We start from the raw sequence: 23,714 nt of genomic DNA on the forward strand, positions 1-23,714 counted from the left end.
GCAGTGCCCTTCCCCTGCCCCGGCGGCTTGCCTATCCTTCCCGCCAAAGCGGCATCACGCCGCGAACGGGGAACGGGGAGTGACGCCCATGCAGGGCTTGATGATGGACGTGCCGCTGCTGATCTCGAACCTGATCCGGCACGCCGCGCGCTATCACGGCGACACCGAGATCGTCACCCGGACGGTCGAGGGCCCCATCCACCGCTACACCTGGGGCGATGCCTACCGGCGGGTGCAGAAGCTGGCCAACGCGCTGAAGGGGCTCGGCGTCCAGCCCGGCGACCGGCTGGCGACGCTCGCCTGGAACACCCACCGCCATCTCGAGCTCTACTACGGCATCTCCGGCATGGGCGCGGTGCTGCACACCATCAACCCGCGGCTCTTCCCCGAGCAGATCCGCTACATCGTCAACCATGCCGACGACCAGTGGATCTTCGTCGACCTCACCTTCGTGCCGATGCTGGAGAAGCTGGCGGCGGAGTTCCCGCGGGTGAAGGGGTACGTGATCCTGACCGACGACGCCCACCTGCCGCAGACGACGCTGCCCAACGTCCGCTCCTACGAGAGCCTGATCGCCGACCAGCCGGCCGAATTCGACTGGCCGCAGTTCGACGAGAAGACCGCCTCCTCGCTCTGCTACACCTCGGGCACCACCGGCAACCCCAAGGGCGTGCTCTACACCCACCGCTCGACGGTGCTGCACTGCTACTGCGTCTGCTCGCCCGACGCGCTCGGCATCTGCAGCCGCGATTCGCTGCTGCCGGTCGTGCCGATGTTCCACGTCAACGCCTGGGGCTGCGCCTACTCGACGGCGATGGCGGGGGCGAAGCTGGTGCTGCCCGGCGCCAAGCTCGACGGCGCCAGCCTCTACGAACTCTTCGAGAGCGAGGGGGTCACCATCACGCTGGGCGTGCCCACCGTCTGGCTCGGCCTGCTCGCCCACATGGCCGAGAGCGGCCACAAGTTCTCGACCCTCCAGCGCCTCGTCGTCGGCGGCTCGGCGGCGCCGCTGTCGATGATCGTCGCGCTCGAGGAGGACTACGGGGTCGACGTCATCCATGCCTGGGGCATGACCGAGATGAGCCCGATCGGCACCACCGGCGTGCTCAAGGGCAAGATGCTGGCCCTGCCCAAGGAGGACCGCTACAAGCTGAAGATGAAGCAGGGCCGCGTCGTCTACGGCGTCGAGCTCAAGATCGTCGACGATACCGGCAACCGCCTGCCGCACGACGGCACGGCGCAGGGCGAACTGCTGGTGCGCGGCCCGTGGATCACCTCCGGCTATTTCGAGGACGAGGCGGCGTCGAAGGCCGCCTTCGACTCCGAGGGCTGGTTCCGCACCGGCGACATCTGCACCATCGACGCCGACGGCTTCGTGCAGATCACCGACCGCGCCAAGGACATCATCAAGTCGGGCGGCGAGTGGATCAGTTCGATCGACCTCGAGAACGCCGCCGTCGGCCATCCCGGCGTCGCCGAAGCCGCGGTCATCGGCGTCCACCACCCGAAATGGCAGGAGCGGCCGCTCCTCATCGTCAAGCCGCGCAAGGCCGGTGCGGTGGGCAAGGACGAGATGCTGAAGTTCCTGGAACAGCGTGTCGCCAAGTGGTGGCTGCCCGACGACGTCATCTTCGTCGAGGAACTGCCGCACACGGCGACCGGCAAACTGCTGAAGAGCCGGCTGCGCGAGGAGTTCGGGCGCCACCGGCTCCCGGGCGCCTGACGGTGGCGGGCGCGTGAGGATGGCGGGGCGGGTCCAGGACAAGGTCGTCCTCGTCACCGGCGCCGGCGGCGGGCTCGGCCGCGGCTTCTGCCGGTCGCTGGCCGCGGAGGGGGCGATCGTCGTCGCGACCGACCGCGACCTCCGCCTGGCCGAGGCGGCCGCGGCGGAGGCGAACGGCACCGCGCTGCCCCTCGACGTCACCGAGGACGGCGCCTGGGCCGCCGCCATCGCCGCCGTGACGGAGCGGTTCGGCCGGCTCGACGGGCTCGTCAACAATGCCGGCGTGGCGATCCTGAAGTCGATCGAGGAAACGACGCTGGCCGACTGGCGGCTGACCATCGGCGTCAATCTCGACGGCGTGTTCCTCGGCTGCAAGCACGCGATCGGCCTGATGAAGGCGACCGGCGGCTCGATCGTCAACGTCTCCTCGGTGTCGGGCCTGATCGGCGGCCACAACCTCGCCGCCTACAATGCCAGCAAGGGCGGCGTGCGGCTGCTCACCAAGTCGGTGGCGCTGCATTGCGCGCGGGCCGGCTACGGCATCCGCTGCAACAGCGTCCACCCCTCCTTCGTCGACACGCCGATGGTCGACGCGATGATCGCCGGCACCGACGACCCCGAGCGCGCCCGCCAGCGCCTGGTGCGCCAAGTCCCCCTCGGCCGCATCGCGACGCCGGAGGACATCGCCCCCCTCGTCCTCTACCTGCTGTCCGACGAGTCGCGCTTCGTCACCGGTTCCGAGATGGTGGTCGACGGCGGCGTCACCGCGGGGTAGCTCGTTAAAAATCCGGGGCGCGGATTTCATTGCGCGACGGAGAACCCGCCCATAGGCTGGCGCTCCCGCCCCGTCGAGCCGAGCCCCGCCCGATGTCCGACGCCGTGCGCATCATCGCGCCTTTCGCCCTCGCCTACTTCCTGTCGCTCTTCTTCCGCTCGATCAACGCCCTGATCGCGCCGGACCTGGTGGCGGAGCTGACGCTCGGGCCGGAGGATCTCGGCCTCCTGACGTCGATGTACTTCCTCGCCTTCGCGCTGTTCCAGCTGCCGCTCGGCGCCCTGCTCGACCGGTACGGGGCAAGGCGGGTGCAGGCGACCCTGGTGACGATCGCGGCCGCCGGCGCGACCATCATCGCCGCCGGCCACGACCTGGCGACGGTCGCAGCGGGCCGGGCGATGGTCGGGCTCGGCTTCGCGGGCGGCCTGATGTCGGCCTACAAGCAGATGGCGGACTGGTTCCCGCCGACGCGACTGCCGCTCCTGAACGGCCTCTTCCTCGGCTTCGGCAGCCTCGGCGCGGTCGTCGCGACAGCGCCCGCCGAGCTGCTGATCGGGGTTGCCGGCTGGCGCGGGCTGATGCTGATCGGCGGCGGCGCGGCGCTGGCGGCGGCGCTCGCCCTCTGGCTCGTCGTGCCGGAGCGGCCGCGGACCGCGGCACCGGTGCCGATCGGCCGCCAGGTGCGCGAGCTCTTCACCGTCGTCTACCGCGATCGCCTGTTCTGGCGGCTGGCGCCGATGACGCTGCTGGGCTTCGCCAGCGGCTCGGCGATCCAGACGCTGTGGGCCGGCCCCTGGCTGCGCGACGTCGCCGGCTTCTCCCGGCCCGACGTCGCCACCCAGCTCATGGTGATGGCGCTGGCGCTCTCCATCGGCTCGGCGCTGGGCGGGGTCGTCGCCGAGGCGCTGCGCCGCCACGGCATCGGCACGCTGGCGGTCGCCGGCGGCGCCGCCGTGCTCTTCATGCTGGCCGAACTCGGCATCGTGCTGGAGTGGATCGGCGGCTCGGCGGTGCTGTGGGCCGTCTTCGGCGCCACCTTCAACGTCATCACGCTGACCTATGCCGCCCTGTCGCAGCATTTCGGCCCCGCCTTCGCCGGCCGCGCCAACACCGGCATGAACGTTCTCTCCGGCACCGGCGCCTTCCTGCTGCAGTACGCCATCGGCGGGGTCATCGGACTGTGGCCGCAGACGGCGGCCGGCGGCTACGACCCGGCCGGCTACCGCGTCGCCTTCGCCGCGCTCCTGGCGCTGCAGGCCGCGGCCTTCCTCTGGTTCCTGCTGGCGCCGCGCCTCCTCAGCCCATCATCCCCGGCAGCCACAGCGCGATCGCCGGAAAGAGGGTGAGGATGAGCACGCCCCCCAGCAGCAGCAGCCAGTAGGGAATGGCCGCCTGGGCCGCCTGGCCCAGCGAGACCTCGTGCTTGGTGATGGCGGTGAGCACGAAGAGGTTCATCCCGACGGGCGGGGTCAGCATCCCGACCTCGATCAGGATGGTGATGACGACGCCGAGCCAGATCGGGTCGAAGCCCATGCCGGTCATCACCGGGTAGGCGAGCGGGATCGTCAGCAGCATCAGCGACACGCCGTCGAAGAAGCAGCCGAGGATCAGGTAGACCACGACGACGAGGACCAGCACCCAGTATTTCGAGACGCCGAGATCGACGACGGACTGCATGACCTGGCCGGGCAGCCCGAGGATGCTGACCGCCTGCGACAGGATCAGCGAACCGATGATGACGAGCACGATCGAGCCGAAGACGATCGTGGAGTTGAGGAAGGCGTCCCACGTCTTGCGCAGGGTGAGGTCGCCGAAGAGGAAGCCGACGATGATCGCCGCCGCCACGCCGAGCCCGGCCGCCTCGGTCGGCGTCGCCCAGCCGAGGAAGACGGTGCCGAGGCAGGCGAACACCAGCACGACCAGCGGCCAGGTGCCGAGCAGGCCGAGAAGCTGTTCGCGGAGCGTCGGACGCTCGCCGTCGTTCGGCGTCAGGCGCGGGTTTCGCTTCGCGCTGATGTAGATCCAGGCCATGAACAGCGCCGCCATCATCAGCCCGGGGATGATGCCGGCGAGGAAGAGGCGGCCGATCGAGACCTGCTGGGTGGCGCCGTAGAGGAGGAGCGACAGGCTGGGCGGGATGAGCAGCCCGAGCGTGCCGCCGGCGGCGAGCGAGGCGACGACGGCCGGGCGGTCGTAGCCGCGGCGCGTCAGTTCCGGATAGGCGACGGTGCCGACGGCGGCCGCGGTCGAGGTGCTCGTCCCGGCGACCGCCCCGAACATCGCACAGACCGCGATGTTGGAGTGCAGCAGCCGCCCCGGCACGCGGTGGAACAGGGGGGCAAGCCCGGAGTAGAGACGGCGGCTGAGGCCGCTCTCCATCATCAGGTCGCCCATGAACATGAAGAGCGGCACCGAACTCAGCGTGAAGTCGGTCAGCACGTTCCAGACCGCGGTGACCGCCAGCGAGGTGGCGCCGCCCGCCTCGAAATGCAGGATCGCCAGGCCGGTGAGGCCGAGGCCGATGCCGATCGGCAGGCCGGTCAGCGCGGTGACGCCGAGGCCGCCCGCGAAATAGAGCCAGAACATGGCGCTCAGACCCCCGGGCCGGCGTCGTCGTCCTCAGCCCCGCCATGGAGCCGGCGGACGACCACCCCGACGGCAGCGGCCGCGCACATCGAGGGCAGAAGGACCATCCACGGGAAGAGCGGGATGCCGCCCATGTCCGAGCGTGCGTTCAGCATCAGCGAGAACGATGCGAACTCCCAGGACTGCCAGGCGAAGACGACGAGGAAGACGAGGACCAGCGCCATGCCGAGGAGATCGGTCAGCCGCCGGACCGCCGGCGGCAGCATGTCGGGGATCAGCGTGATGCGCAGGTGGCGGTTGCGCATCGTCGTCCAGGGCAGGCCGAGGAAGGCCAGTCCGACGAAGAGCAGCCCGACCAGTTCCTCGGTGAAGCGGAATGGGCTGCCGACGAAGTAGCGCATGACCGACGCCAGCACGACGAAGGTCGTCATCAGCATCCCCGCCACCACCGCCAGCCACAGCAGGCCGGTGAACAACCGGTCGAGCCCTCGCCACACGCCGTCCATGCCCCGTCCCCTGCCGGATATGGCAGACCCCGACCCTTCCGGGCCGGGGTCTGCCGCTCGCTACCCCGATCGTGCCGGCGACGTCAGCCGCCGAGCCCCTTCAGGACCGCATCGTAGTTCTCGCTCGCCTTGGCGCCGAGGCTCTTGGCCGTCTTCTCCCAGATCTCCCGGGCGGCCTTGGTGAAGGCGGCCTGGTCGGCGTCGGAGAAGTTCGGCAGTTCCTTGCCGCCCTTCTCGACGAAGAGCTTGGCGGCCTCGCGGTCGTAGTTGCCCGACAGGTAGGACTTGATGGTCTCCTGCTGGGTCTGCTGCGCGGCGTCGGCGACGATCTTGCGGACGTCGGCCGGCAGCGCGTCATAGGCCTTCTTCGAGACGATGATGTGCAGCGGGTGCAGCACGTAGGGGAAGAGGTAGCTGGCGTTCGGCGCCACCTCCTGCAGCGACACCGTCGTCGCGAAGCCGATCGGATAGACCGCGCAGTCGACGACGCCCGTCTTCATGGCGACGTAGAGGTCGTTCTGGCCGACGATCTGCGCCGAGACGCCGAGCGAGGCGAAGGTGTCGACGTGGAACTTCTCCCACACCCGCAGCTTCTTGCTCTTCAGGTCGGCCAGCGACGCCACCGGCTCCTTGCACAGGATGTGGGTGTCGCGCGTCGGGTGCATGACGTACCCGAGCAGCTCGATGCCCCACTTCTTGTAGGTCTCCTCGTAGATCTTGGTCAGGGCCGGCAGGCCGTCGACCAGCTTCGCCGGCTCCTTGACGACGCCGGGCGGCAGGGTCGAGGCATATTCCGGCACGTCGCGCGTCATGTAGCCGGGATAGAGCCCGGCGATCTGGATGACGTTGCCGGCCGGCAGGATGCGCAGCATGTCGACGTCCTTGACGCCGAGCGTGCCGCCCTGGTGGAGGTCGATCTTGAGCTTGCCCGCCGCCTTCTCGTTCACCATGTCGGCGAAGCGCTTGTAGGCCTGGGCCTCCGGTCGCGCCGGGACCCAGACGATGTGCATCTTCCAGGTCGTCTGGGCCGAGACCTCGGCCGGGACGCCGGCAACCCCTGCCAGGGCCGCCACGATCGCAGCCGCACCGACGGCCGCGCCACGCAATGCTGACTTCCCCATCGCCTGCTCCTGTCGTTCGGTTCGGCGGTCCCGCCGCCGTCGCCTACTCCGCGGCCGTACCGTAGAGGCGGGCCGCCTCCTCCGCGCTGACCTTGCCGTCGGCGATGTCGGCCGCGACCAGATCGCGCTCGCGCTCGCCGGGATGGCCATAGCCGCCGCCGCCGGCCGTCTCCACCAACAGCCGGTCGCCCGGCTTCAGCACCGTCACCAACTTCGACGGCACCACCTCCTCGCTGCCGTCGGCGCGCAGGATGACCGACCGCGCCGGCGCGCCGGCCAGTCCGCCCTGGGCCCCCGCCGCCGGGCAGAAGTGGCGCTCGCCGCGATGGGTGAGCGTCGCTTCGACCTCCAGCATCTCGAATTCCTTGACGAGGCCGAGCCCGCCGCGGCGCCGGCCGGCACCGCCCGAATCGCGCCGCAGCGCGACCTGGCGGACGCGCACCGGCGCCTCCATCTCGAGCGCCTCGGCCGGCAGGTTCATGCAGTTGGAGGCGTCCGTCTCGACGACGTCGACGCCGTCCGAGCGCATCGCCGCGCCGCTGCCGCCGGCGATCAGTTCGCCGACGACGAAGTTGCCCGAGCCGTCGGGCTTGCGGCCGCCGAAGGCCAGCGTCAGCAGTTCGCCGCCGGAATCGGCCGGCACCCGCTCCGGCAGGGCCTTCTGGAAGGCGCCGATGATGCAGCCGGCGATGCGCTTGATGGTCGCCGTCCGCGAGCCGACCGGTGCCGGCTCCTTCGGATTGACCAGCGTCCCCTCCGGCAGGTGCAGCGACACCGGGCGGAAGCAGCCGGCATTGGTCGGGATGCTGGGATCGGTCAGGGCGCGCACGGCGAAGTAGGCGGCGGCCTGGGAGCCCGAGCGCACGACGTTGAACGGCCCCTTGAGCTGCCGGCTGGTGCCGGTGAAGTCGCAATGGATCGCGCCGTCCTTCACCGTCACCGCGACCTCGACGCGGATGCGGCGGTCGAGTTCGATCCCGTCATTGTCCATGTGGTCGACATAGCGGTAGGTGCCGTCGGGGATCGCCCGCAGCGCCTCGCGCGTCATCGCCTCGGACTTCTCCAGCAGCTCCTGGAAGATCGTCGCCAGCAGGTTGTCGCCGTAGGCGTCGGCCAGCGCTGCGATGCGGCGGGCGCCGATGGTGCAGGCGGCGATCTGGGCGTTGAGGTCGCCCATCAGCACGTCCGGGATGCGGACGTTGAGGCGCAGCATCTTGACCAGCGTGTCGTTCATGACGCCGGCGTCCCGCAGCTTGAGGGGCGGGATGCGGATGCCTTCCTGGAAGATCTCGGTGGCGTTGGTCGGGATCGAGCCCGGCGTCATCCCGCCCACGTCCTGGTGGTGGGTCATGGTCGCCGACAGCGCGATCGGCCGGCCGCGATACATGACCGGCACCACGATCGCGATGTCCGGCAGGTGGGTGCCGCCGAGATAGGGGTCGTTCATCACGAAGACGTCGCCCTCCTTCATCTCGGCGAGCGGGAACTCGACCAGCAGGCGCTCGACGATCGGGATCAGCGTCGCCAGGTGGATCGGCACCGCGCAGGCCTGCGACAGGGTCTCGCCGGCGACGGTGAAGAGGCTGGCCGAGGCGTCCATGCCCTCCTTCACGATCGGCGAGAAGGAACTGCGCAGCAGCGTCGATTCCATCTCGTTGGCGATGCCGTCGAGCTTGTGGCGGACGACCTCGACCGTGATCGGGTCGAGCTGGGCCAAGGGCTGGGACAGGGGCTGGCTCGGGTTGGTCATGACCGGGCTCCGTTCGGATCAGGCGTCCTGGTGGGTGAGGATCATGGACCCGCCGGCGTCGATCGCGCCATGCCAGCCGGGTTCGACGAGGGTCGTGGTATCGGCCTGCTCGACGATGGCCGGGCCGGCGAAGGTGAAGCCGGGCGGCATCGCGGCGCGGTCGTAGACCTTGGCGTCGACCGGCCCGGAGAGTTCGGCGACGAGCAGCCGCCGGGTCCCCTTCTCGGGCGAGCCACCGGTGGCGACGGGAGGGGCCTCGCTGAAGTCGCCGCCGCCCGCCTGGTGGACGGCGCGCAGATTGACGATGCGCGCGGGAATGCGCGTCGCATGGCCGTAGACGCGGTCGTGGTCGACGAGGAAGTCGTCGTAGAGCCGGTCGAGCGGCGCCGGGTCGTCCATGCGGAGCGGGATCTCCAGCGTGTAGGACTGGCCGACGTAGCACACGTCGGCGGCATAGCGCACGGTGACCGCCGCGCCGTCGAGCCGCTCCAGCGCCATCAGGTCGCGGCAGCCGGCGTCGAGCCCGTCGAGGACCGCACGGATGTCCGCGGGCGTGGTCTCGGAGAGCGTGCGCCCGAAGGCGGTCGCCATCTCGTGCTCGACCGGCGCCGCCAGCAGGCCGGCGGCCGACAGGATGCCGGGGTGGCGCGGCACCAGCACCCGCCGGATCGCGAGGTCGCGGGCGAGTGCCGTCGCATGCACCGCACCGCCGCCGCCGAGCGGCATCAGGGCGAAGCGCCGCGGGTCGAGCCCCTGGCGGATCGAGACGAGCCGGATGCCCTCGGCCATCTGGGCGTTGAGGACGCGGTGGATGCCGAGCGCCGCCTGCTCCAGCGTCATGCCGAGCGGGCCGGCGATGTGGTCCCGGATCGCCTTCTCGGCGAGGTCGGGCCGAAGCTTGAGGGCGCCGCCGGCGAAATAGTCGGGGTTGAGGTAGCCGAGCACGATCGAGGCGTCGGTCACCGTCGGCTTTTCGCCGCCCCGGCCGTAGCAGGCCGGTCCCGGCTCGGAGCCCGCCGACTGCGGGCCGACCCGCAGGCCGCCGCCGCGGTCGATCCAGGCGATGCTGCCGCCGCCCGAGCCGATCGAGTTGACGTCGACCATGGCGACGCGCACGGGATAGCCGTCGATCACGCCCTCGGAGCGCACCAGGGCGCGCCCCTTGTCGATCAGCGCGATGTCGCAACTCGTGCCGCCGATGTCGACGGTGATGAGATCCTCGATGCCGGCCGCCGCACCGGCCATGCGGGCGCCGATGACCCCCGCCGCCGGGCCGGAAAGGAAGAGCCGCACCGGCCGCTGCCGGGCGACCTCGGACACCATGAGGCCGCCGCGCGACTGCATGACCTGGAGCGGCGCCGGCACGCCCGCCCGCTCCAGCCCCGTCTCCAGCCGCGCCACGTAGCGGTCGATGACCGGCTTCACATAGGCGTCGAAGGCGGTGACGACGGTGCGCTCGTACTCGCGGAAGGCCGGATCCACCTCGTGGGACACCGCGACCTTCAACCCCGGATGGGCCGCGCGCACGATCTCGGCCGCCCGCGCCTCGTGGGCAGGGTTGCGGAAGGAGAAGAGGAAGCAGATGGCGATCGCCTCGACGCCGTCGGCCACCAGTTCGGCGGCAGCACGGCGCACGTCGTCCTCGTCGAGCGGCACCAGCACGGTGCCGTCGGCGGCGACCCGCTCGCGCGCTTCCTTGCGCCGCGCGCCGGGCGCCAGGAACACCGGGGTCTCGCCGTCGAGGACGACGCTGTACATCTGGTGGCGCATCTGGCGCCCGACCTCGAGCACGTCGCGGAAGCCCGCCGTGGTGATGAGGCCGATGCGCGCGCCCTTGCGCTCCAGCACGGCGTTGGTGGCGACGGTGGTCCCGTGGGCGAAGCGGGCGATGTCGGCGGCCGGAATGCCCCAGTCGGCGGCCATCAGGGCAACCGACTGCAGCACCGCTTGGCTCTCGTCCTTGCGGGTGGTGGGGAGCTTGACGAACCGCACCGTTCCGTCGGAGGAACGGCACACGACATCGGTGAAAGTTCCGCCGATATCCACACCGACCTGGACGCCGCCTTGCACGCTGTCGACCATGCCCAACCCTGCCGCACCTCAGTTCCGGGAAATTCATCCTGGCATGCCTTGGGGGCAGACGACAATCCTGTTAAAAATCGATATGAGATTTTTTAACTGCGTGACGCGACACCCCGAACGGAGGATGCCATGAGCCGCAGCAGCACCGCCCGGACCGTGAGCGCGACGCGCGCACCCGCTGGCCCTCGCCCGACGCCGGCGATCGGCGAGGACCCGCGCGAGCCGGCGGCGGCACGCGGAAAAGGCAAGGTCGCCGACCTCTGGCTCGGCACCCAGCTCCGCTCGCTGCGCAAGGCGAAGGGCCTGTCGCTGGCCCAGGTCGGCCAGTCGGCCGGGCTGTCGATCGGCATGGTGAGCCAGATCGAGCGCGGCCTCGCCTCACCCTCGATCCGCTCGCTGCGCAAGCTGGCAGACGCGCTCGACGTGCCAGTCGCTTGGTTCTTCCATGCCGACTCGGGCCGGCCCGAGGCCGAACTGAAGATGGTCGTGCGGCGCGAGGACCGCCGCCAGCTCCGGCTGCCGACCGTCGGCACCAACGCCGACCTCGTGGCGATGGACCTGCTGACGCCGGACCTGTCGGGCGACATCCAGCTCCTGATGATGACGCTGGAGCCCGGCTTCACCTCGGGCGAGGCGCACAAGCACCGGGGCGAGGAGGCCGGGCTGGTCATGACCGGGACGCTACGCCTCTGGCACGGCGACCAGGAGTTCCTGCTGAACCAGGGGGACAGCTTCCGCTTCGCCTCCAGCGTCCCGCACCGCTATGCCAACGCCGGCGACGGCCCGACCGAGGTCGTCTGGGTTCTGAGCCCGCCGCTCGTCTGACGAGCGCCTCGCCGGGGGCCACGACCGCGCTCTTGCGGAACCGCCGAAACCACCCGCACAATCGCCGCAGGTCTGCCGAACCCTTCCGGATGTGCGGCGGCATCCGGAGCGGGTCCCGTCCCCGCCGCGAGGGCGGGCGCACGCGCGGGCCATGCACGCGATCCAGTTCCTGCGACCCGGCATCGACCTCGGGGGCGCCCTGACCGGCAGCTACTCCCCGACCCTCGTGCTGCTGTCGATCGCGATCTCGGTCGTCGCCGCCTATGTCGGGCTGCAGCACGTCCATCTCATCGGCGCCGCTGGTTCGCGCGGGCTTGGCCGCCTCTGGCACGCCCTGGCGGCGTTCGCGCTCGGTGCCGGCGTCTGGGCCATGCATTTCGTCGGGATGCTGGCGTTCGCGCTGCCGGTGCCCATCGCCTACCGCCTCGACCTGACGGTCCTGTCGCTGCTGCCGGCGGTCGCGGCCGCGGCGGTCGCGCTCGCCTTCCTGCGCCGCATCCACATGGAGATGTGGCCGGCGCTGGCCGGCGGCGTCGTCATGGGCCTCGGCATCGCCGCCATGCACTATCTCGGCATGAGCGGCATGATCGTGCCGGCCCACATGTATTACGAACCGGGGCTGTTCTTCGCTTCGGTCGCGATCGCGATCGTCATGGGGACGGTGGCGATCTCCGCCCGGGCGCTGCTCCACCGCGTGATCGCGTCGCCGCGCCTGGTGACGCTGTTCAGCGCCCTCGCCCTCGGGCTCGCGACCTCCGCCATGCACTACGCGGCGATGGCGGCGGCCGTGTACCTGCCGCTGGACGGGCATCGCCCGGCCGCGGCCGGCCTCGACCGCTCGGTGCTCGCCGGCGGTACGGCAGTGGCGACCGGCCTGATCCTGCTCGTGTCGCTGCTCTCGACGCAGTTGCGCCGCCGCGTCGCCGACGCCGCCGCGCTGGCCCGCGCGGCCACGGTCGAGGCGTCGCGGCTCGACGAACGGCTGCGCACGATCGCCGAGCGCGTGCCGGGCGTCGTCTACCAGTTCCGCCGCCATCCCGACGGCCGCTACACCATGCCCTATGCGAGCGAGGCGATCCGCGCCGTGCTCGGCGTGCGGCCGGAGCAGGTGGCCGAGGACGCCGCGCCCGTCTTCGCCTCCATCCATCCCGACGACCGCGAGCGGCTGATCCAGTCGATCGAGGAATCGGCCCGCACGCTGGCGCCGTGGCAGAGCCGCTTCCGGATCTTCACGCCGGAGGGCCACGAGCGCTGGCTGATGGGCAACTCGCTGCCCAAGGCCGATGCCGACGGCACCGTCGACTGGGACGGCTTCGTCATGGACGTGACCGACCAGCGGCGGGCGGAGGAGACGGTCCGGCGCCTGGCGTTCCACGACAGCCTGACGGACCTCCCGAACCGCCGGCAGTTCTACGAGCGGCTGGAGGCCAGCGCCGAGCGCATGGCCGAGCGGCGCCAGTTCGGCGCCCTCTTCTTCGTCGACCTCGACCGCTTCAAGCTCCTGAACGACCTGCGCGGACACGATGCCGGCGACGAACTGCTGCAGGTGATCGCGCGCCGGCTCGCCGCCGCCACCGGACCGCACGACATGCTGGCGCGCCTGGGCGGCGACGAATTCGTGGTCGCGATCGAAAATCTCGGCCAGAACGCCGCCGAGGCCGCCGCCCGGGCCGAACAGTTCGGGCGTGGCCTGCTGGAGAAGGTGCGGATGCGGACCCGGGGCTCGCCCGAGAGCGGCCCCTCGAATTCGGCCAGCATCGGCATCTGTCTCTTCGGCGGCCCCGAACGGCTCGACGCCGACGAGATCGTCCGACGCGCCGATTTCGCGATGTACAACGCCAAGCGCGCCGGCGGGAACACGGTCCGCCGGTTCGACGCGGCGATGCGCGAGGTCATGGAGACCCGCCGCATCCTGGAGCGCGATCTCCACGAGGCGATCACGCGCAGTCAGTTCGTGCTCCACTACCAGCGGCAGGTCGATCGCGACGGCTGCGTCGTCGGCGCCGAGGCGCTGATCCGCTGGCTGCATCCGCGCGACGGCCTGATCTCGCCCGACCGGTTCATCGGGCTGGCCGAAGAGACGGGGTTGATCGTGCCGATCGGAAACTGGGTGCTGGACCAGGTCTGCGAGCGGCTGCGCGAATGGGGTTCCCGAGCCGAGACCGCGGACCTGACGCTCTCCGTCAACGTCAGCGCCCGGCAATTCTACCAGGACGACTTCGTTGCCGCGGTGGCGGACCGCCTCGCGCGGGCCGGCGTCGACCCGCGGTGCCTCAAGATCGAGATCACCGAATCGCTGCTGCTGCGCGACGTCGGGGAGGCGCGGCAGATCGTCCAGGCGCTGCGCGAGCTCGGCGTGCGCTGCGCGATCGACGATTTCGGCACCGGCTATTCGTCGCTCTCCTACCTCGCCAACCTGGAGGTCGCGGAGCTCAAGATCGACCGCAGCTTCACGACCCGCATCGACGGCCCCGCGGCCGAGAAGGAGCGGCTGGTCGTCGAGGCGATCGTCGAGCTCGGCCGGCGGCTCGGCATCCAGGTCTGCGCCGAGGGGGTGGAGACGGACGAGCAGTTCCGCCTCCTGCGCGCCATCAACTGCCACGTCTTCCAGGGCTACCGATTCGGGCACCCGGTCCGCTTCGAAGAGATGCTGGAGCAGCCGCGGCTGGCCACCCAGCTCTGCTAGGCCCGGGCGGCTACGCCTCTTCCGCCCAGACCCGGAAGCCGACCAGGGTGTTGGGTCCGAAGGTGTGGGTCAGCGGCACGTCGGCCGCATCGCGGCCGTGGGCGATCTTGATGCGGCCGATACGGGGCGCGTTGTTGCGCGGGTCGAAGGCACGCCAATCGCCGCCGAGATAAACCTCGATCCAGGCCGCGAAATCCATCGGCGCATAGGGCGGCGGCAGGCCGATGTCGGTGATGTAGCCCGTGCAGTAGCGGGTCGGGATGTTCATGGCGCGGCAGAAGGCGGTCGCCAGGTGCGCATAGTCGCGGCATACCCCGACGCGCTCGGCCCAGGCCTCGGCCGCCGTCCGGGTCGGGCGCGAATGCTGGTAGCCGAAGGCGATGTGGCGATGCACCCGATCGCAGATGGCTTGCACGCGGGCCCATCCCGGTGCCGTGTCGCCGAAGAGGCGCCAAGCCTCCTCCGAAAGGCGGTCGGTCTCGCAGTAGCGGCTGCCCAGGAGAAAGACCAACGTGTCCGACGGCAGATCCTCGACCGCATGCTGGCGCGCGTCGGGAAATGCCGGATCGGGAGTGCCGGCGTCGCGGATGACGCAGTCGACCGCGAGCGAGAACCGGCCGGCCGGCGCCACCCAGCGGGCGCAGCGGTTGTCGAAGCCGTCGCGGTAGTAGCCGACCGCCACCCGCGGCGAGGTCGTGAGGTCGTCCGGTCCCTCCAGCGCCGCCGCCCGGCTGCGATGGACGTTCAGCAGCGCGATCATCGGCGTCGGCTGCGGCAGATCGTAGGTCATCTCGCAGCCGAGCCGGATGCGCATCGGGGACCCTTTCGCGATGGTTGCGTCGGACGTTCCTGCGTGAACGCGGGAGCGGCCGCCGGGTTGCTCCTGGTATCGCAGGTTTCGGGCCGCATGACCCGCCGCATTGCCTCCACCCGACGGGGGACACTAAGGTTGCGGCCTTCCAGCACCTCCAGCCAGCCGGGATGCCGACCATGTCCTCCCTCGTCCGCGTCGAGATCCGGGACGGCGTCGCCGTCATCGCCGTCGACAATCCGCCCGTGAACGCGCTGTCGGTCGGCGTACCGGACGGCATCATGGCGGCCCTGGCGGCGGGCGCGGCCGACCCGGCGGTCGGCGCCTTCGTGCTGCTGGGCGCAGGCCGCACCTTCATCGCCGGGGCCGACATCCGCGAGTTCGGCAAGCCGCGGCCGGCCGGCGCGAAGACGATCTTCGACCTCATCGCCGCGCTCGAGGCCTCGCCCAAGCCGGTGGTGGCGGCGATCCACGGCACCGCGCTCGGCGGCGGGCTCGAGGTGGCGCTCGCCTGCCACTGGCGGGTCGGCGTCCGCGGCTCGCAGTACGGCCTGCCGGAGGTCAAGCTCGGCATCCTGCCCGGGGCCGGCGGCACCCAGCGCCTGCCCCGCCTGATCGGCGTCGAGCCGGCGGCGAAGCTGATCGTGTCCGGCGACTTCGTGCCGGCCGAGAAGGCGCTGGCCCTCGGCATCGTCGACGCCCTGGTCGAGGGCGACCTCGCCGAGGCCGGCGCCGCCTTCGCCCGCCAGGTGGTGGCGGAGGGCCGCCCGCTCCGCCTCGTCCGGAACATGGACGACAAGCTGGCGGTGCCCGACGGCTTCTTCGCCGACCTGCGCCGGTCGATCGCCAAGAGCGGCCGCGGCCAGGTCGCACCCTGGCGCTGCATCGACTGCGTCGAGGCGGCCGCCACCCTCCCGGTCGACCAGGGCCTGAAGCGCGAGCGCGAGCTCTTCGAGGAATGCCTCGCCTCGCCGCAGTCGAAGGCGCTCCGCCACTTCTTCTTCGCCGAGCGCGAGGTGGCCAAGATCCCGGACGTGCCGAAGGAGACGCCGGTCCGTGCCGTCGCCAAGGCGGCCGTCATCGGCGCCGGCACCATGGGCGGCGGCATCGCCATGACCTTCGCCAATGCCGGCATCCCGGTGACGCTGGTCGAGACGGGCCAGGAGGCGCTCGACCGCGGCATCGGCACCATGCGCGCCAACTATGGCCGCACCGTCGCCTCGGGTCGGCTGTCGCAGGCGGCGATGGACAAGGCGATGGGCCTCGTCTCCGGCACCCTCGAACTCGCCGCCGTCGCCGACGCCGACATCGTCATCGAGGCGGTGTTCGAGGACATGGCGGTCAAGAAGGACCTCTTCCGCCGCCTCGACGCCATCGTCAGGCCCGGCGCGATCCTCGCCACCAACACCTCGACGCTCGACGTCGACGAGATCGCGGCGGTGACGAAGCGGCCCGAGGCGGTCATCGGCACCCACTTCTTCAGCCCGGCCAACGTCATGAAGCTGCTGGAGGTGGTCCGCGGCGCCAAGACCGACAAGCCGACCGTCGCCTCCACCATGGCGCTGGCCAAGCCCCTGAAGAAGGTGGCGGTGCTGGTCGGCGTCTGCGACGGCTTCGTCGGCAACCGCATGCTGGCGGGCTACATGCAGCAGGCGCTGTTCCTGCTCGAGGAGGGCTGCCTGCCGCAGGACGTCGACAAGGCCCTCTACGACTTCGGCTTCGCCATGGGGCCGTTCGCGATGATGGACCTCGCCGGCAACGACGTCGAATGGCGCATCCGCAAGCATCGCGAGAAGACGAAGCCGCCGCCGACCGACCTTCGCCGCTCCGCCCTGCCCGACCTCCTGTGCGAAGCCGGCCGCTTCGGCCAGAAGACGGCGGCGGGCTGGTACCGCTACGAGCCGGGCGACCGCACCCCCCATCCCGACGCCGCCGTCGAGGCGATGATCGTCGAGAATTCGGCCCGCATCGGCATCCGCCGGCGGGCGATCGCGGCCGACGAGATCGTGCGCCGCTGCCTGCTGCCGCTCGTCAACGAGGGCGCCCGCATCCTCGACGAGGGGCTGGCGCTGCGGCCGGGCGACATCGACGTCATCTGGGTCTACGGCTACGGCTTCCCCGCCTACAAGGGCGGGCCGATGTTCCATGCCGACCAGATCGGCCTGCCGGAGGTCCTGGCGCAGCTGCTGCGGCTCGAATCCGAGCAGGGGCGGTTCTGGACGCCCTCGCCGCTGATCGTCCGCCTCGCCGAGGCCGGCCGGGGCTTCGCCAGCCTGAAGGCCGGCTGAGGCGCTTGCGGCGGCCCGGCGGCCGGCCTACCAACCACGCAACCGAACCATCCCGGGGAAACACGCCCATGGCCCGCGAAGCCGTCATCGTCTCCACCGCCCGCACGCCGATCGGCAAGGCCTTCCGCGGCGCCTTCAACAAGACCCACGGCACCGAACTCTCGGGCCATGTCGTCCGGCACGCGGTCGCGCGCGCCGGCATCGACCCAGCCGAGGTCGAGGACGTGGTGATGGGCTGCGGCTTCCCGGAGGGCGCGACCGGCTTCAACATCGCCCGCAATGCCGCCATCCGCGCCGGCCTGCCGGTGACGACCGCCGGCATGACGGTCAACCGCTTCTGCTCCTCCGGCCTGCAGGCGATCGCGATCGCGGCCCAGCGCGTCGTCGTCGACGGGGCGCCGGTCATGGTCGGCGGCGGCGTCGAATCGATCAGCCTCGTGCAGCCCAACATGAACAAGGCGTGGCTGCGCGACGAATGGGTCATGCGGCACAAGCCCGAGCTCTTCATGTCGATGATCGAGACGGCGGAGATCGTCGGCAAGCGCTACGGCATCAGCCGGGATGCGCAGGACGAATACGCGCTGGAGAGCCAGCGCCGCACCGCCGCCGCCCAGCAGGCCGGCCGTCTGGACGACGAGATCGTGGCCATCTCGACCGTGATGGAGAAGGTCGAGAAGGGCACCGAGCGCAAGTGGGACGAGCCGGTGACGCTGTCGCGCGACGAGGGCAACCGGCCCGACACCAGCCTCGCCGGCCTCGCCGGGCTGAAGCCCGTGTTCAACGAGGAGGGCCGGATCACGGCGGGCAACGCCAGCCAGCTTTCGGACGGCGCGTCGGCGGCCGTCGTCATGGACGCGAGGCTGGCCGAGAAGCGCGGCCTGCAGCCGCTCGGCTTCTTCCGCGGCCTCGTCGTCGCCGGCTGCGAGCCGGACGAGATGGGGATCGGCCCCGTCTTCGCCGTGCCGAAGCTGCTCGAGCGGCACGGCCTCAAGGTCGACGACATCGACCTCTGGGAACTGAACGAGGCCTTCGCCGTGCAGGTCCTCTATTGCCGCGACCGGCTCGGCATCCCGATGGAGCGCCTCAACGTCAATGGCGGCTCGATCTCGATCGGCCACCCCTACGGCATGTCGGGCGCGCGCATGGTCGGCACCGGTCTCATCGAGGCGAAGCGACGCAAGGCGCGCTGGCTCGTCGTCACCATGTGCGTCGGCGGCGGCATGGGCGCGGCGGGGCTGTTCGAGGCGGCGTGACCGACCTTCCCGTCCGAGCGCTCCTCCTCGGCGAGCGCATCGACAGCCGCCGCCGGGAGCCCGAGCGCCCCCTCACCGCGACCCCGGTGGTGATGGGCGTCGGCAGCGGGCAGGCGATCGTCTTCCGCTATGGCGCGGTCGTGCTGTTCGGGGTGTCGCCGCAGGACGAGGCGCCCTTCCTGGCCGACCTCGCGCCGCTGGTTCCCGACCCGCTGCCGCTGCCGGAGGAGGAGCGCATCCGCATCCGGCTCGCCCCCGGTGCGCCCGAGCCGATCCTGCCGGACGGGACGCTGCTGCTGCCCGACCTGTCGCTCGCCCGCCTCCAGGTGGTGGCCGACGTGCTCGCCAAGTCGGTGCTGCTCGCCCACTACGAGCGGCGGCTCGCCGGCGTCTTCGACGGTATCGAGCCGCTCGCCCGCGAACTGCAGCGGCACGGCCGGCGCAAGGCGCGCGGCCGCGCGCTGCTGCGGCAGGTCGGCGACGTGCTGATGACCCTGCACCAGATGGTCGGCCGCGCCGAAGTCACCGAGAAGCCGGACGTGCTGTGGGACCATCCCGACCTGGAGCGCGTCCACACCCGCCTCGCCGACGAGTACGAGCTGCGCGACCGGTCCGTGGCGCTCGACCGCAAGCTCGACCTCGTGTCGCGGACGCTGGCGACGCTGGTCGACCTCGACCAGCAGGACCGCTCGCTGCGGGTCGAGTGGTACATCGTCATCCTGATCGTCTTCGAGATCGGCCTGACCCTCTACGAGATGTTCGTGAAATGATCCCGCTCGCCGCCTTCCCCGCGGCCGACCGCCGCCGGGTCCGCTGCGTCCTCACCGACATCGACGACACGCTGACCAAGGACGGGCGGCTCCAGGCGGTCGCCTATTCGGCCATGGAGCGGCTGGCCGGGGCCGGCATTGCCGTCATCCCGGTGACCGGACGGCCCGCCGGCTGGTGCGACCTCATCGCCCGGCAGTGGCCGGTGGCCGCCGTCGTCGGCGAGAACGGCGCCTTCTGGTTCCGCCACGACGAGGGCGGCCGGCGCTTCGTCCGCCGCTGGTGGGTGGAGGAGGCGCAGCGCCGCGCCGACCACGAGCGGCTGTGGCGCATCGCCCGCCGCATCCTGGCCGAGGTTCCCGGCACCGGCATCGCCTCGGACCAGCCGTTCCGCGCCGCCGACATCGCCATCGACTGGTGCGAGGACGTGGCGCCCCTGCCCGATCCCGAGGTCCGCCGCATCGTCGCCATCGCGGAGGCCGAAGGCGCGACCGCCAAGGTCTCGTCGATCCATGTCAACATGTGGTTCGGCGACTTCAGCAAGCTCGGCATGGCCCGCCGTTGCGTCGCCGAGGTGCTGGGCCAGGACGTCGACGCCGACCCGGCGCCGTTCGTCTTCGTCGGCGATTCCCCCAACGACCAGACCATGTTCGGCCATTTCCCGAACGCCGTCGGCGTCGCCAACGTGCTCCGGTTCCGGGACCAGCTGACGAAGCCGCCCGCCTACGTCACCGCCGGCGAGGGCGGCCATGGCTTCGCCGAGGTGGCGGAGGCGCTGCTGGCCGTGCGGTAGGCGGGCGGATCGTTCGCGGGGCGTCGCGGCTGGCGCTGTCTCACGTCTTCCGATAGGGTTTCCGGTTGTCGACGGGTCCTACCGGGGGTGGGTCATGGCGGAAGCGGTCGCAGACCACTACGCAGGCAGCAACGACCTCGCGGCCGCCATCGCGGCACGGCTGCGGGACGCCGGCAAGGACATCGCGGCATTGACGACGGCGGACCTCGCGACCGTCGACGAGTTCCACATCCGGGGCCGCAAGGCCACCCTGGAACTGGGCGCCGCTCTCGGGCTCGATTCCGCCAGCCACGTCCTCGACATCGGCAGCGGCCTCGGCGGGCCGGCGCGCACGATCGCGGAGGCCTTCGGCTGTCGCGTCACCGGCATCGACCTGACGGACGAATTCTGCCGGACGGCCGCGATCCTGAGCGGCTGGGTCGGCCTCGGCGACCGTGTCGCCTTCCGCCAGGGCGACGCGACCCGGTTGCCGTTCCCCGACCACGAGTTCGATGCGGCGCTGACGATCCACGTCGCCATGAACATTGCCGCAAAGGACCGCATGTATGCCGAGGCGCGACGCGTCCTGAAGCCCGGCGGGCGGCTCGCGATCTACGACGTGCTCCAGGGCGAGGGCGGCGACATTCACTATCCGGTGCCCTGGGCGCGCGATCCGTCGATCAGCCACCTCGCGACGCCGGACGCGATGCGGTCGCTGCTGGCCGATGCCGGGCTGACGGTGACGGACGTCCAGGATTCGACCGCCGAAAGCCAGGCCTGGTTCGAGGCCCTGGCGAACCGGACGGGGCAGCAGGCGCCAGCCGTGACGTTCCAGACCTTCCTCGGCGCCGACTTCCCGGCCATGGCCCGGAACCAGGTGCGCAACCTGCAGGAACGCCGCATCCGCACCGTCACCTACGTCTGCCGGGCCTGAGCGGCCGGCCACGCGCCGGGCGCCGCGACGGCCGCTGCCGTCGCCAGCCATTCCGACAGTCGCGCGACCGCGCGATCGCCGGCCAGCGCCGCCGGCCAGCGGATGACGTGCACCTTCGCGCTCGGCCGGTCGCAGGAGGGCGGCAGCGCGCGGGCGAGGCGCCCGTCGGCGATGGCATCCCGGACGAGGAGCGTCCGCGCCAGCGTCACGCCGGCCGCGTCGGCGGCGGCGGCCAGCGCCTGGCCGATGTCGCGGAAGCGGAAGGCCGGGCGCGGCGGCGGGCGGGACGGGTCGAGCCAGGCCGACCAGGACCATTCGGGGCCGGGCGGCGCGTCCTCGCCGCCGGGCCCCTTGTGGAGCAGCGGCAGCGACCGCAGGTCGTCGGGCACGGCGAACGGCCGGCCGGCGGGCAGCAGCGAGGGATGGCAGACCGGGAAGACCTGCTCGCGGGGCAGCGGCCGCTGCGTCGCGGTCGCGAATGCCTCGGCCGCGGGAACCCACCGGATCGTGACGTCGACCGGCAGGCGCTGCGCCTCCGCGGCATTCGCATAGGGCACGAGGTCGACGGCGATGCCGGGCATGGCTGCCGCGAAGGCCGGCAGGCGGCGCGCGAGCCACCAGGTCGCGAGCGCGGAGCCGGCGCCGAGGCGCAATCGCCGGGGACCGTCCGTCCGTCCGACGCGGGCCAGCAGATCGAGCGCCGCGACGAGGTCCGGCAGCACCGCCTCCCCCGCCGCCGTCAGGCACAGCCCGGGATTGCGCCGGTCGACGAGGCGGGTGCCGAAATGCGCCTCCAGCGCCCGGATGCGGTGGCTGACCGCGCTCTGGGTCAGGTGCAGTTCCGCCGCGGCGCGGGTGAAGCTGCCGAGCCGGGCCACGGCCTCGAAGGCGACGAGCGCGGGGAAGGGTGGCAGGCGGCGCATCCGTCATGAATCCGGCTCATGCGGTCATGCGCAAGCACCATTTGGCCGCGACCGGCCGGCCGCGGCATCACTCGGGCCATGTCGCGTGCCTCGTCCCTGCCCCTCGGCCTCCTGGCCGGCGGCCTGTCCGTCCTGATCGGGGTCGGCTGGCAGGTGGCGACGCGGCTCGGCACGACGACCACGCTGGCGCCGATCGACCTCGCCCTCTTCCGCTACGGCGTCCCGGCCCTGGCGCTGGCGCCGCTCTGGCTGCGGTCGGGACTGCTGCCGGCGGGCGTGGCGCGCGGCGCCGTCGCGCTGATGGTGCTGGGGGCCGGGCTGCCCTTCGGTCTGGCGGCGATGGCGGGCGCGGCCTTCGCGCCGACGGCGCACATGGCGGTGCTGCTGCCCGGCACCATGCCGCTCTTCGTGGCGCTGCTGGCCTGGGCGGTGCTGGGCGAGCGGCCGGTTCCCCGGCGCTTCGTCGGCCTCGGCCTGATACTCGTCGGGATCGTCGCCATCGGCCTGCCGGCGCTGGCAGACCGCAGCGACGGCGCCTGGCGCGGCGACCTCCTGTTCCTCGCCGCCGCCCTCCTGTGGGCGGTCTACACGGTCGCCTACCGGCGGAGCCGGATGGCGCCCTGGACCTCGGCCGCGGTCGTCGCCGGCTGGTCCGGGCTGGCGGTCGGTCCGGTCTGGCTCCTCGCCGGCGAGGGCCGGCTGGCGACGGCACCGCTTGCGGACGTGGCGCTCCAGTTCGTCATGCAGGGCCTCGTCGCCGGGCTCGGCGGGCTCGGCATCTACGCACTGGCGGTGCGCCACCTGGGTGCCACCCGCGCCGCGGCGTCGGGGGCGCTGGTGCCGCCCGCGGCCGCCCTCGCCGGCTGGCTCGTGCTGGGCGAGCGGCCCGACGGCGCGACCCTCCTGGGCGCCGTCGCCGCGACGCTGGGCGTCGCGCTCGCCGCCACCCCCGGGCGAGATCAGCCGCCGGCGCCGAAGCTCCGGCCCGGAATGGAATCGAGCAGCGCCCGGGTGTAGGGGTGCTGCGGGTCGCCGAAGACGCGGGCGACCGGTCCCTCCTCCACCACCTCGCCGTCCTTCATCACCGCCACCAGGTCGCAGATCTGCGCCGCCACCCGGAGGTCATGGGTGATGAAGACGATGGAGATGCCGAGCCGCCGGCGCAGTTCCGCGAGCAGCGCCAGCACCTGCGCCTGGACCGAGACGTCGAGCGCCGACACCGGCTCGTCCGCCACCAGCACCTGCGGCTCCAGCGCCAGCGCGCGGGCGAGCCCGATGCGCTGGCGCTGCCCGCCGGAGAACTCGTGCGGGAAGCGGCCGACGGAGGCCGGGTCGAGACCGACGAGCTGGAAGAGCTCGCGGGCGCGCGTCATGGCGTCGACGCGCCGCATGCCGTGGACCATCGGCCCCTGCGCCACCAGCTCACCCGCCCGGCGCCGCGGGTTGAGCGAGCCGAACGGGTCCTGGAAGACCATCTGGATGCGCCGGGTCTGACGTCGCAGTTCGGCCCGCGACAGGTGGGCGATGTCGACCCCTTCGAGCTCGACCGTGCCCTGGTCGGGATCGACCAGCCGGACGATGCAGCGCGCGAGCGTCGATTTGCCCGACCCCGATTCGCCGACGATGCCGAGCGTGCCGCCGCTGGGCAGCCGGAGCGAGACGTCGCGCACGGCATGGGTGACGCGGACGCCGCGGCCGAGGAAGCCGCCCGTCCGGTAGGTCTTGGAGAGGTTGCGGATGGTCAGCACCGCCGTCTCGGCCAGGGGCCGCGGCGGCGGCGCGCGCAGGGGGGGCACCGCGGCGATGAGCTGGCGCGTGTAGGGATGCTGCGGCCGCTCCAGCACCTCGGCCGCCGGCCCCTCCTCGACCACCCGGCCGTGCTGCATGACCGCGACCCGGTCGGCGATCTCC

At 71.7% G+C, this 23,714-nt stretch carries 19 protein-coding genes; 11 read left to right on the forward strand and 8 right to left on the reverse strand.

Annotated features, from left to right (window positions below):
• Nucleotides 1–88: 88 nt before the first annotated feature.
• From ACE3Q3_RS06660 to ACE3Q3_RS06670, 3 genes are all read left to right on the forward strand, one after another.
• Nucleotides 89–1,723: a 3-(methylthio)propionyl-CoA ligase gene (locus ACE3Q3_RS06660; RefSeq protein ID WP_374443764.1), complete on the forward strand. Its 1,635-nt coding sequence runs from the start codon at nt 89–91 to the stop codon at nt 1,721–1,723.
• Nucleotides 1,724–1,742: 19 nt separating this feature from the next.
• The gene (locus ACE3Q3_RS06665) at nt 1,743–2,498 is read left to right on the forward strand and encodes a glucose 1-dehydrogenase (protein ID WP_374443766.1); all 756 of its coding nucleotides are present in this window, start codon (nt 1,743–1,745) and stop codon (nt 2,496–2,498) included.
• 92 nt (nt 2,499–2,590) lie between these two features.
• Nucleotides 2,591–3,844: a nitrate/nitrite transporter gene (locus ACE3Q3_RS06670; protein WP_374443768.1), complete on the forward strand. Its 1,254-nt coding sequence runs from the start codon at nt 2,591–2,593 to the stop codon at nt 3,842–3,844.
• Here the strand turns inward: ACE3Q3_RS06670 and ACE3Q3_RS06675 are convergent.
• The 5 genes from ACE3Q3_RS06675 to ACE3Q3_RS06695 all read right to left on the reverse strand — a co-directional run bounded on the left by ACE3Q3_RS06675 (nt 3,795) and on the right by ACE3Q3_RS06695 (nt 10,543).
• Nucleotides 3,795–5,084, reverse strand: a complete 1,290-nt coding sequence (locus tag ACE3Q3_RS06675) for a TRAP transporter large permease (protein ID WP_374443770.1) — start codon at nt 5,082–5,084, stop codon at nt 3,795–3,797. The genes ACE3Q3_RS06670 and ACE3Q3_RS06675 overlap by 50 nt on opposite strands.
• 5 nt (nt 5,085–5,089) lie before the next feature.
• Nucleotides 5,090–5,590, reverse strand: coding sequence for a TRAP transporter small permease (locus ACE3Q3_RS06680; protein WP_374443773.1), 501 nt, complete (start codon nt 5,588–5,590; stop codon nt 5,090–5,092).
• A gap of 83 nt (nt 5,591–5,673) precedes the next feature.
• Nucleotides 5,674–6,711 (reverse strand): TRAP transporter substrate-binding protein DctP, encoded by a 1,038-nt coding sequence (dctP, locus tag ACE3Q3_RS06685; protein ID WP_374443775.1) that lies wholly within the window; start codon nt 6,709–6,711, stop codon nt 5,674–5,676.
• A 43-nt stretch (nt 6,712–6,754) separates the two neighbouring features.
• Nucleotides 6,755–8,461 (reverse strand): hydantoinase B/oxoprolinase family protein, encoded by a 1,707-nt coding sequence (locus tag ACE3Q3_RS06690; RefSeq protein ID WP_374443777.1) that lies wholly within the window; start codon nt 8,459–8,461, stop codon nt 6,755–6,757.
• Between the two features lie 18 nt (nt 8,462–8,479).
• Nucleotides 8,480–10,543 carry a hydantoinase/oxoprolinase family protein gene (locus ACE3Q3_RS06695; RefSeq protein WP_374443780.1) on the reverse strand — a complete coding sequence of 688 codons (2,064 nt, stop codon included), beginning with the start codon at nt 10,541–10,543 and terminating at the stop codon, nt 8,480–8,482.
• 129 nt (nt 10,544–10,672) lie between these two features.
• Between ACE3Q3_RS06695 and ACE3Q3_RS06700 the strand changes: the two genes are divergently transcribed.
• Together ACE3Q3_RS06700 and ACE3Q3_RS06705 are read left to right on the forward strand one after the other, a co-directional pair.
• Nucleotides 10,673–11,368, forward strand: a complete 696-nt coding sequence (locus ACE3Q3_RS06700; RefSeq protein ID WP_374443782.1) for a cupin domain-containing protein — start codon at nt 10,673–10,675, stop codon at nt 11,366–11,368.
• A gap of 151 nt (nt 11,369–11,519) precedes the next feature.
• Nucleotides 11,520–14,054 (forward strand): EAL domain-containing protein, encoded by a 2,535-nt coding sequence (locus tag ACE3Q3_RS06705; RefSeq protein WP_374443784.1) that lies wholly within the window; start codon nt 11,520–11,522, stop codon nt 14,052–14,054.
• Nucleotides 14,055–14,064: 10 nt separating this feature from the next.
• On the opposite strand, the gene ACE3Q3_RS06710 is transcribed toward ACE3Q3_RS06705, so the two are convergent.
• Nucleotides 14,065–14,868: a transglutaminase family protein gene (locus ACE3Q3_RS06710; protein WP_374443786.1), complete on the reverse strand. Its 804-nt coding sequence runs from the start codon at nt 14,866–14,868 to the stop codon at nt 14,065–14,067.
• A gap of 176 nt (nt 14,869–15,044) precedes the next feature.
• Here ACE3Q3_RS06710 and ACE3Q3_RS06715 point away from each other — a divergent pair, with 176 nt between their 5' ends.
• The 5 genes from ACE3Q3_RS06715 (at nt 15,045) to ACE3Q3_RS06735 (ending at nt 20,880) form a co-directional block, all read left to right on the forward strand.
• The gene (locus tag ACE3Q3_RS06715) at nt 15,045–17,153 is read left to right on the forward strand and encodes a 3-hydroxyacyl-CoA dehydrogenase NAD-binding domain-containing protein (RefSeq protein WP_374443788.1); all 2,109 of its coding nucleotides are present in this window, start codon (nt 15,045–15,047) and stop codon (nt 17,151–17,153) included.
• 68 nt (nt 17,154–17,221) lie between these two features.
• Complete coding sequence (locus ACE3Q3_RS06720) at nt 17,222–18,406, forward strand: acetyl-CoA C-acyltransferase (RefSeq protein ID WP_374443791.1); 1,185 nt, start codon at nt 17,222–17,224, stop codon at nt 18,404–18,406.
• Nucleotides 18,403–19,176 carry an RMD1 family protein gene (locus tag ACE3Q3_RS06725; RefSeq protein ID WP_374443792.1) on the forward strand — a complete coding sequence of 258 codons (774 nt, stop codon included), beginning with the start codon at nt 18,403–18,405 and terminating at the stop codon, nt 19,174–19,176. The genes ACE3Q3_RS06720 and ACE3Q3_RS06725 overlap by 4 nt, the downstream gene beginning before the upstream one ends.
• Nucleotides 19,173–19,967, forward strand: coding sequence for an HAD-IIB family hydrolase (locus ACE3Q3_RS06730; protein ID WP_374443794.1), 795 nt, complete (start codon nt 19,173–19,175; stop codon nt 19,965–19,967). Before ACE3Q3_RS06725 ends, ACE3Q3_RS06730 begins: the two co-directional genes overlap by 4 nt.
• Nucleotides 19,968–20,061: 94 nt before the next feature.
• Entirely contained in the window at nt 20,062–20,880 is an 819-nt protein-coding gene (locus ACE3Q3_RS06735) for a class I SAM-dependent methyltransferase (RefSeq protein WP_374443796.1), read from the forward strand.
• On the opposite strand, the gene ACE3Q3_RS06740 is transcribed toward ACE3Q3_RS06735, so the two are convergent.
• Complete coding sequence (locus tag ACE3Q3_RS06740) at nt 20,862–21,803, reverse strand: LysR family transcriptional regulator (RefSeq protein WP_374443798.1); 942 nt, start codon at nt 21,801–21,803, stop codon at nt 20,862–20,864. The genes ACE3Q3_RS06735 and ACE3Q3_RS06740 overlap by 19 nt on opposite strands.
• Before the next feature lie 78 nt (nt 21,804–21,881).
• Here ACE3Q3_RS06740 and ACE3Q3_RS06745 point away from each other — a divergent pair, with 78 nt between their 5' ends.
• Complete coding sequence (locus ACE3Q3_RS06745) at nt 21,882–22,820, forward strand: DMT family transporter (RefSeq protein ID WP_374443800.1); 939 nt, start codon at nt 21,882–21,884, stop codon at nt 22,818–22,820.
• Here ACE3Q3_RS06745 and ACE3Q3_RS06750 read toward each other — a convergent pair.
• A partial coding sequence (locus ACE3Q3_RS06750; RefSeq protein ID WP_374443803.1) for an ATP-binding cassette domain-containing protein occupies nt 22,763–23,714 on the reverse strand: 952 nt, incomplete at its 5' end. The genes ACE3Q3_RS06745 and ACE3Q3_RS06750 overlap by 58 nt on opposite strands.

The organism is Allostella sp. (assembly GCF_041913585.1).
Lineage (GTDB): Bacteria > Pseudomonadota > Alphaproteobacteria > ATCC43930 > Allostellaceae > Allostella.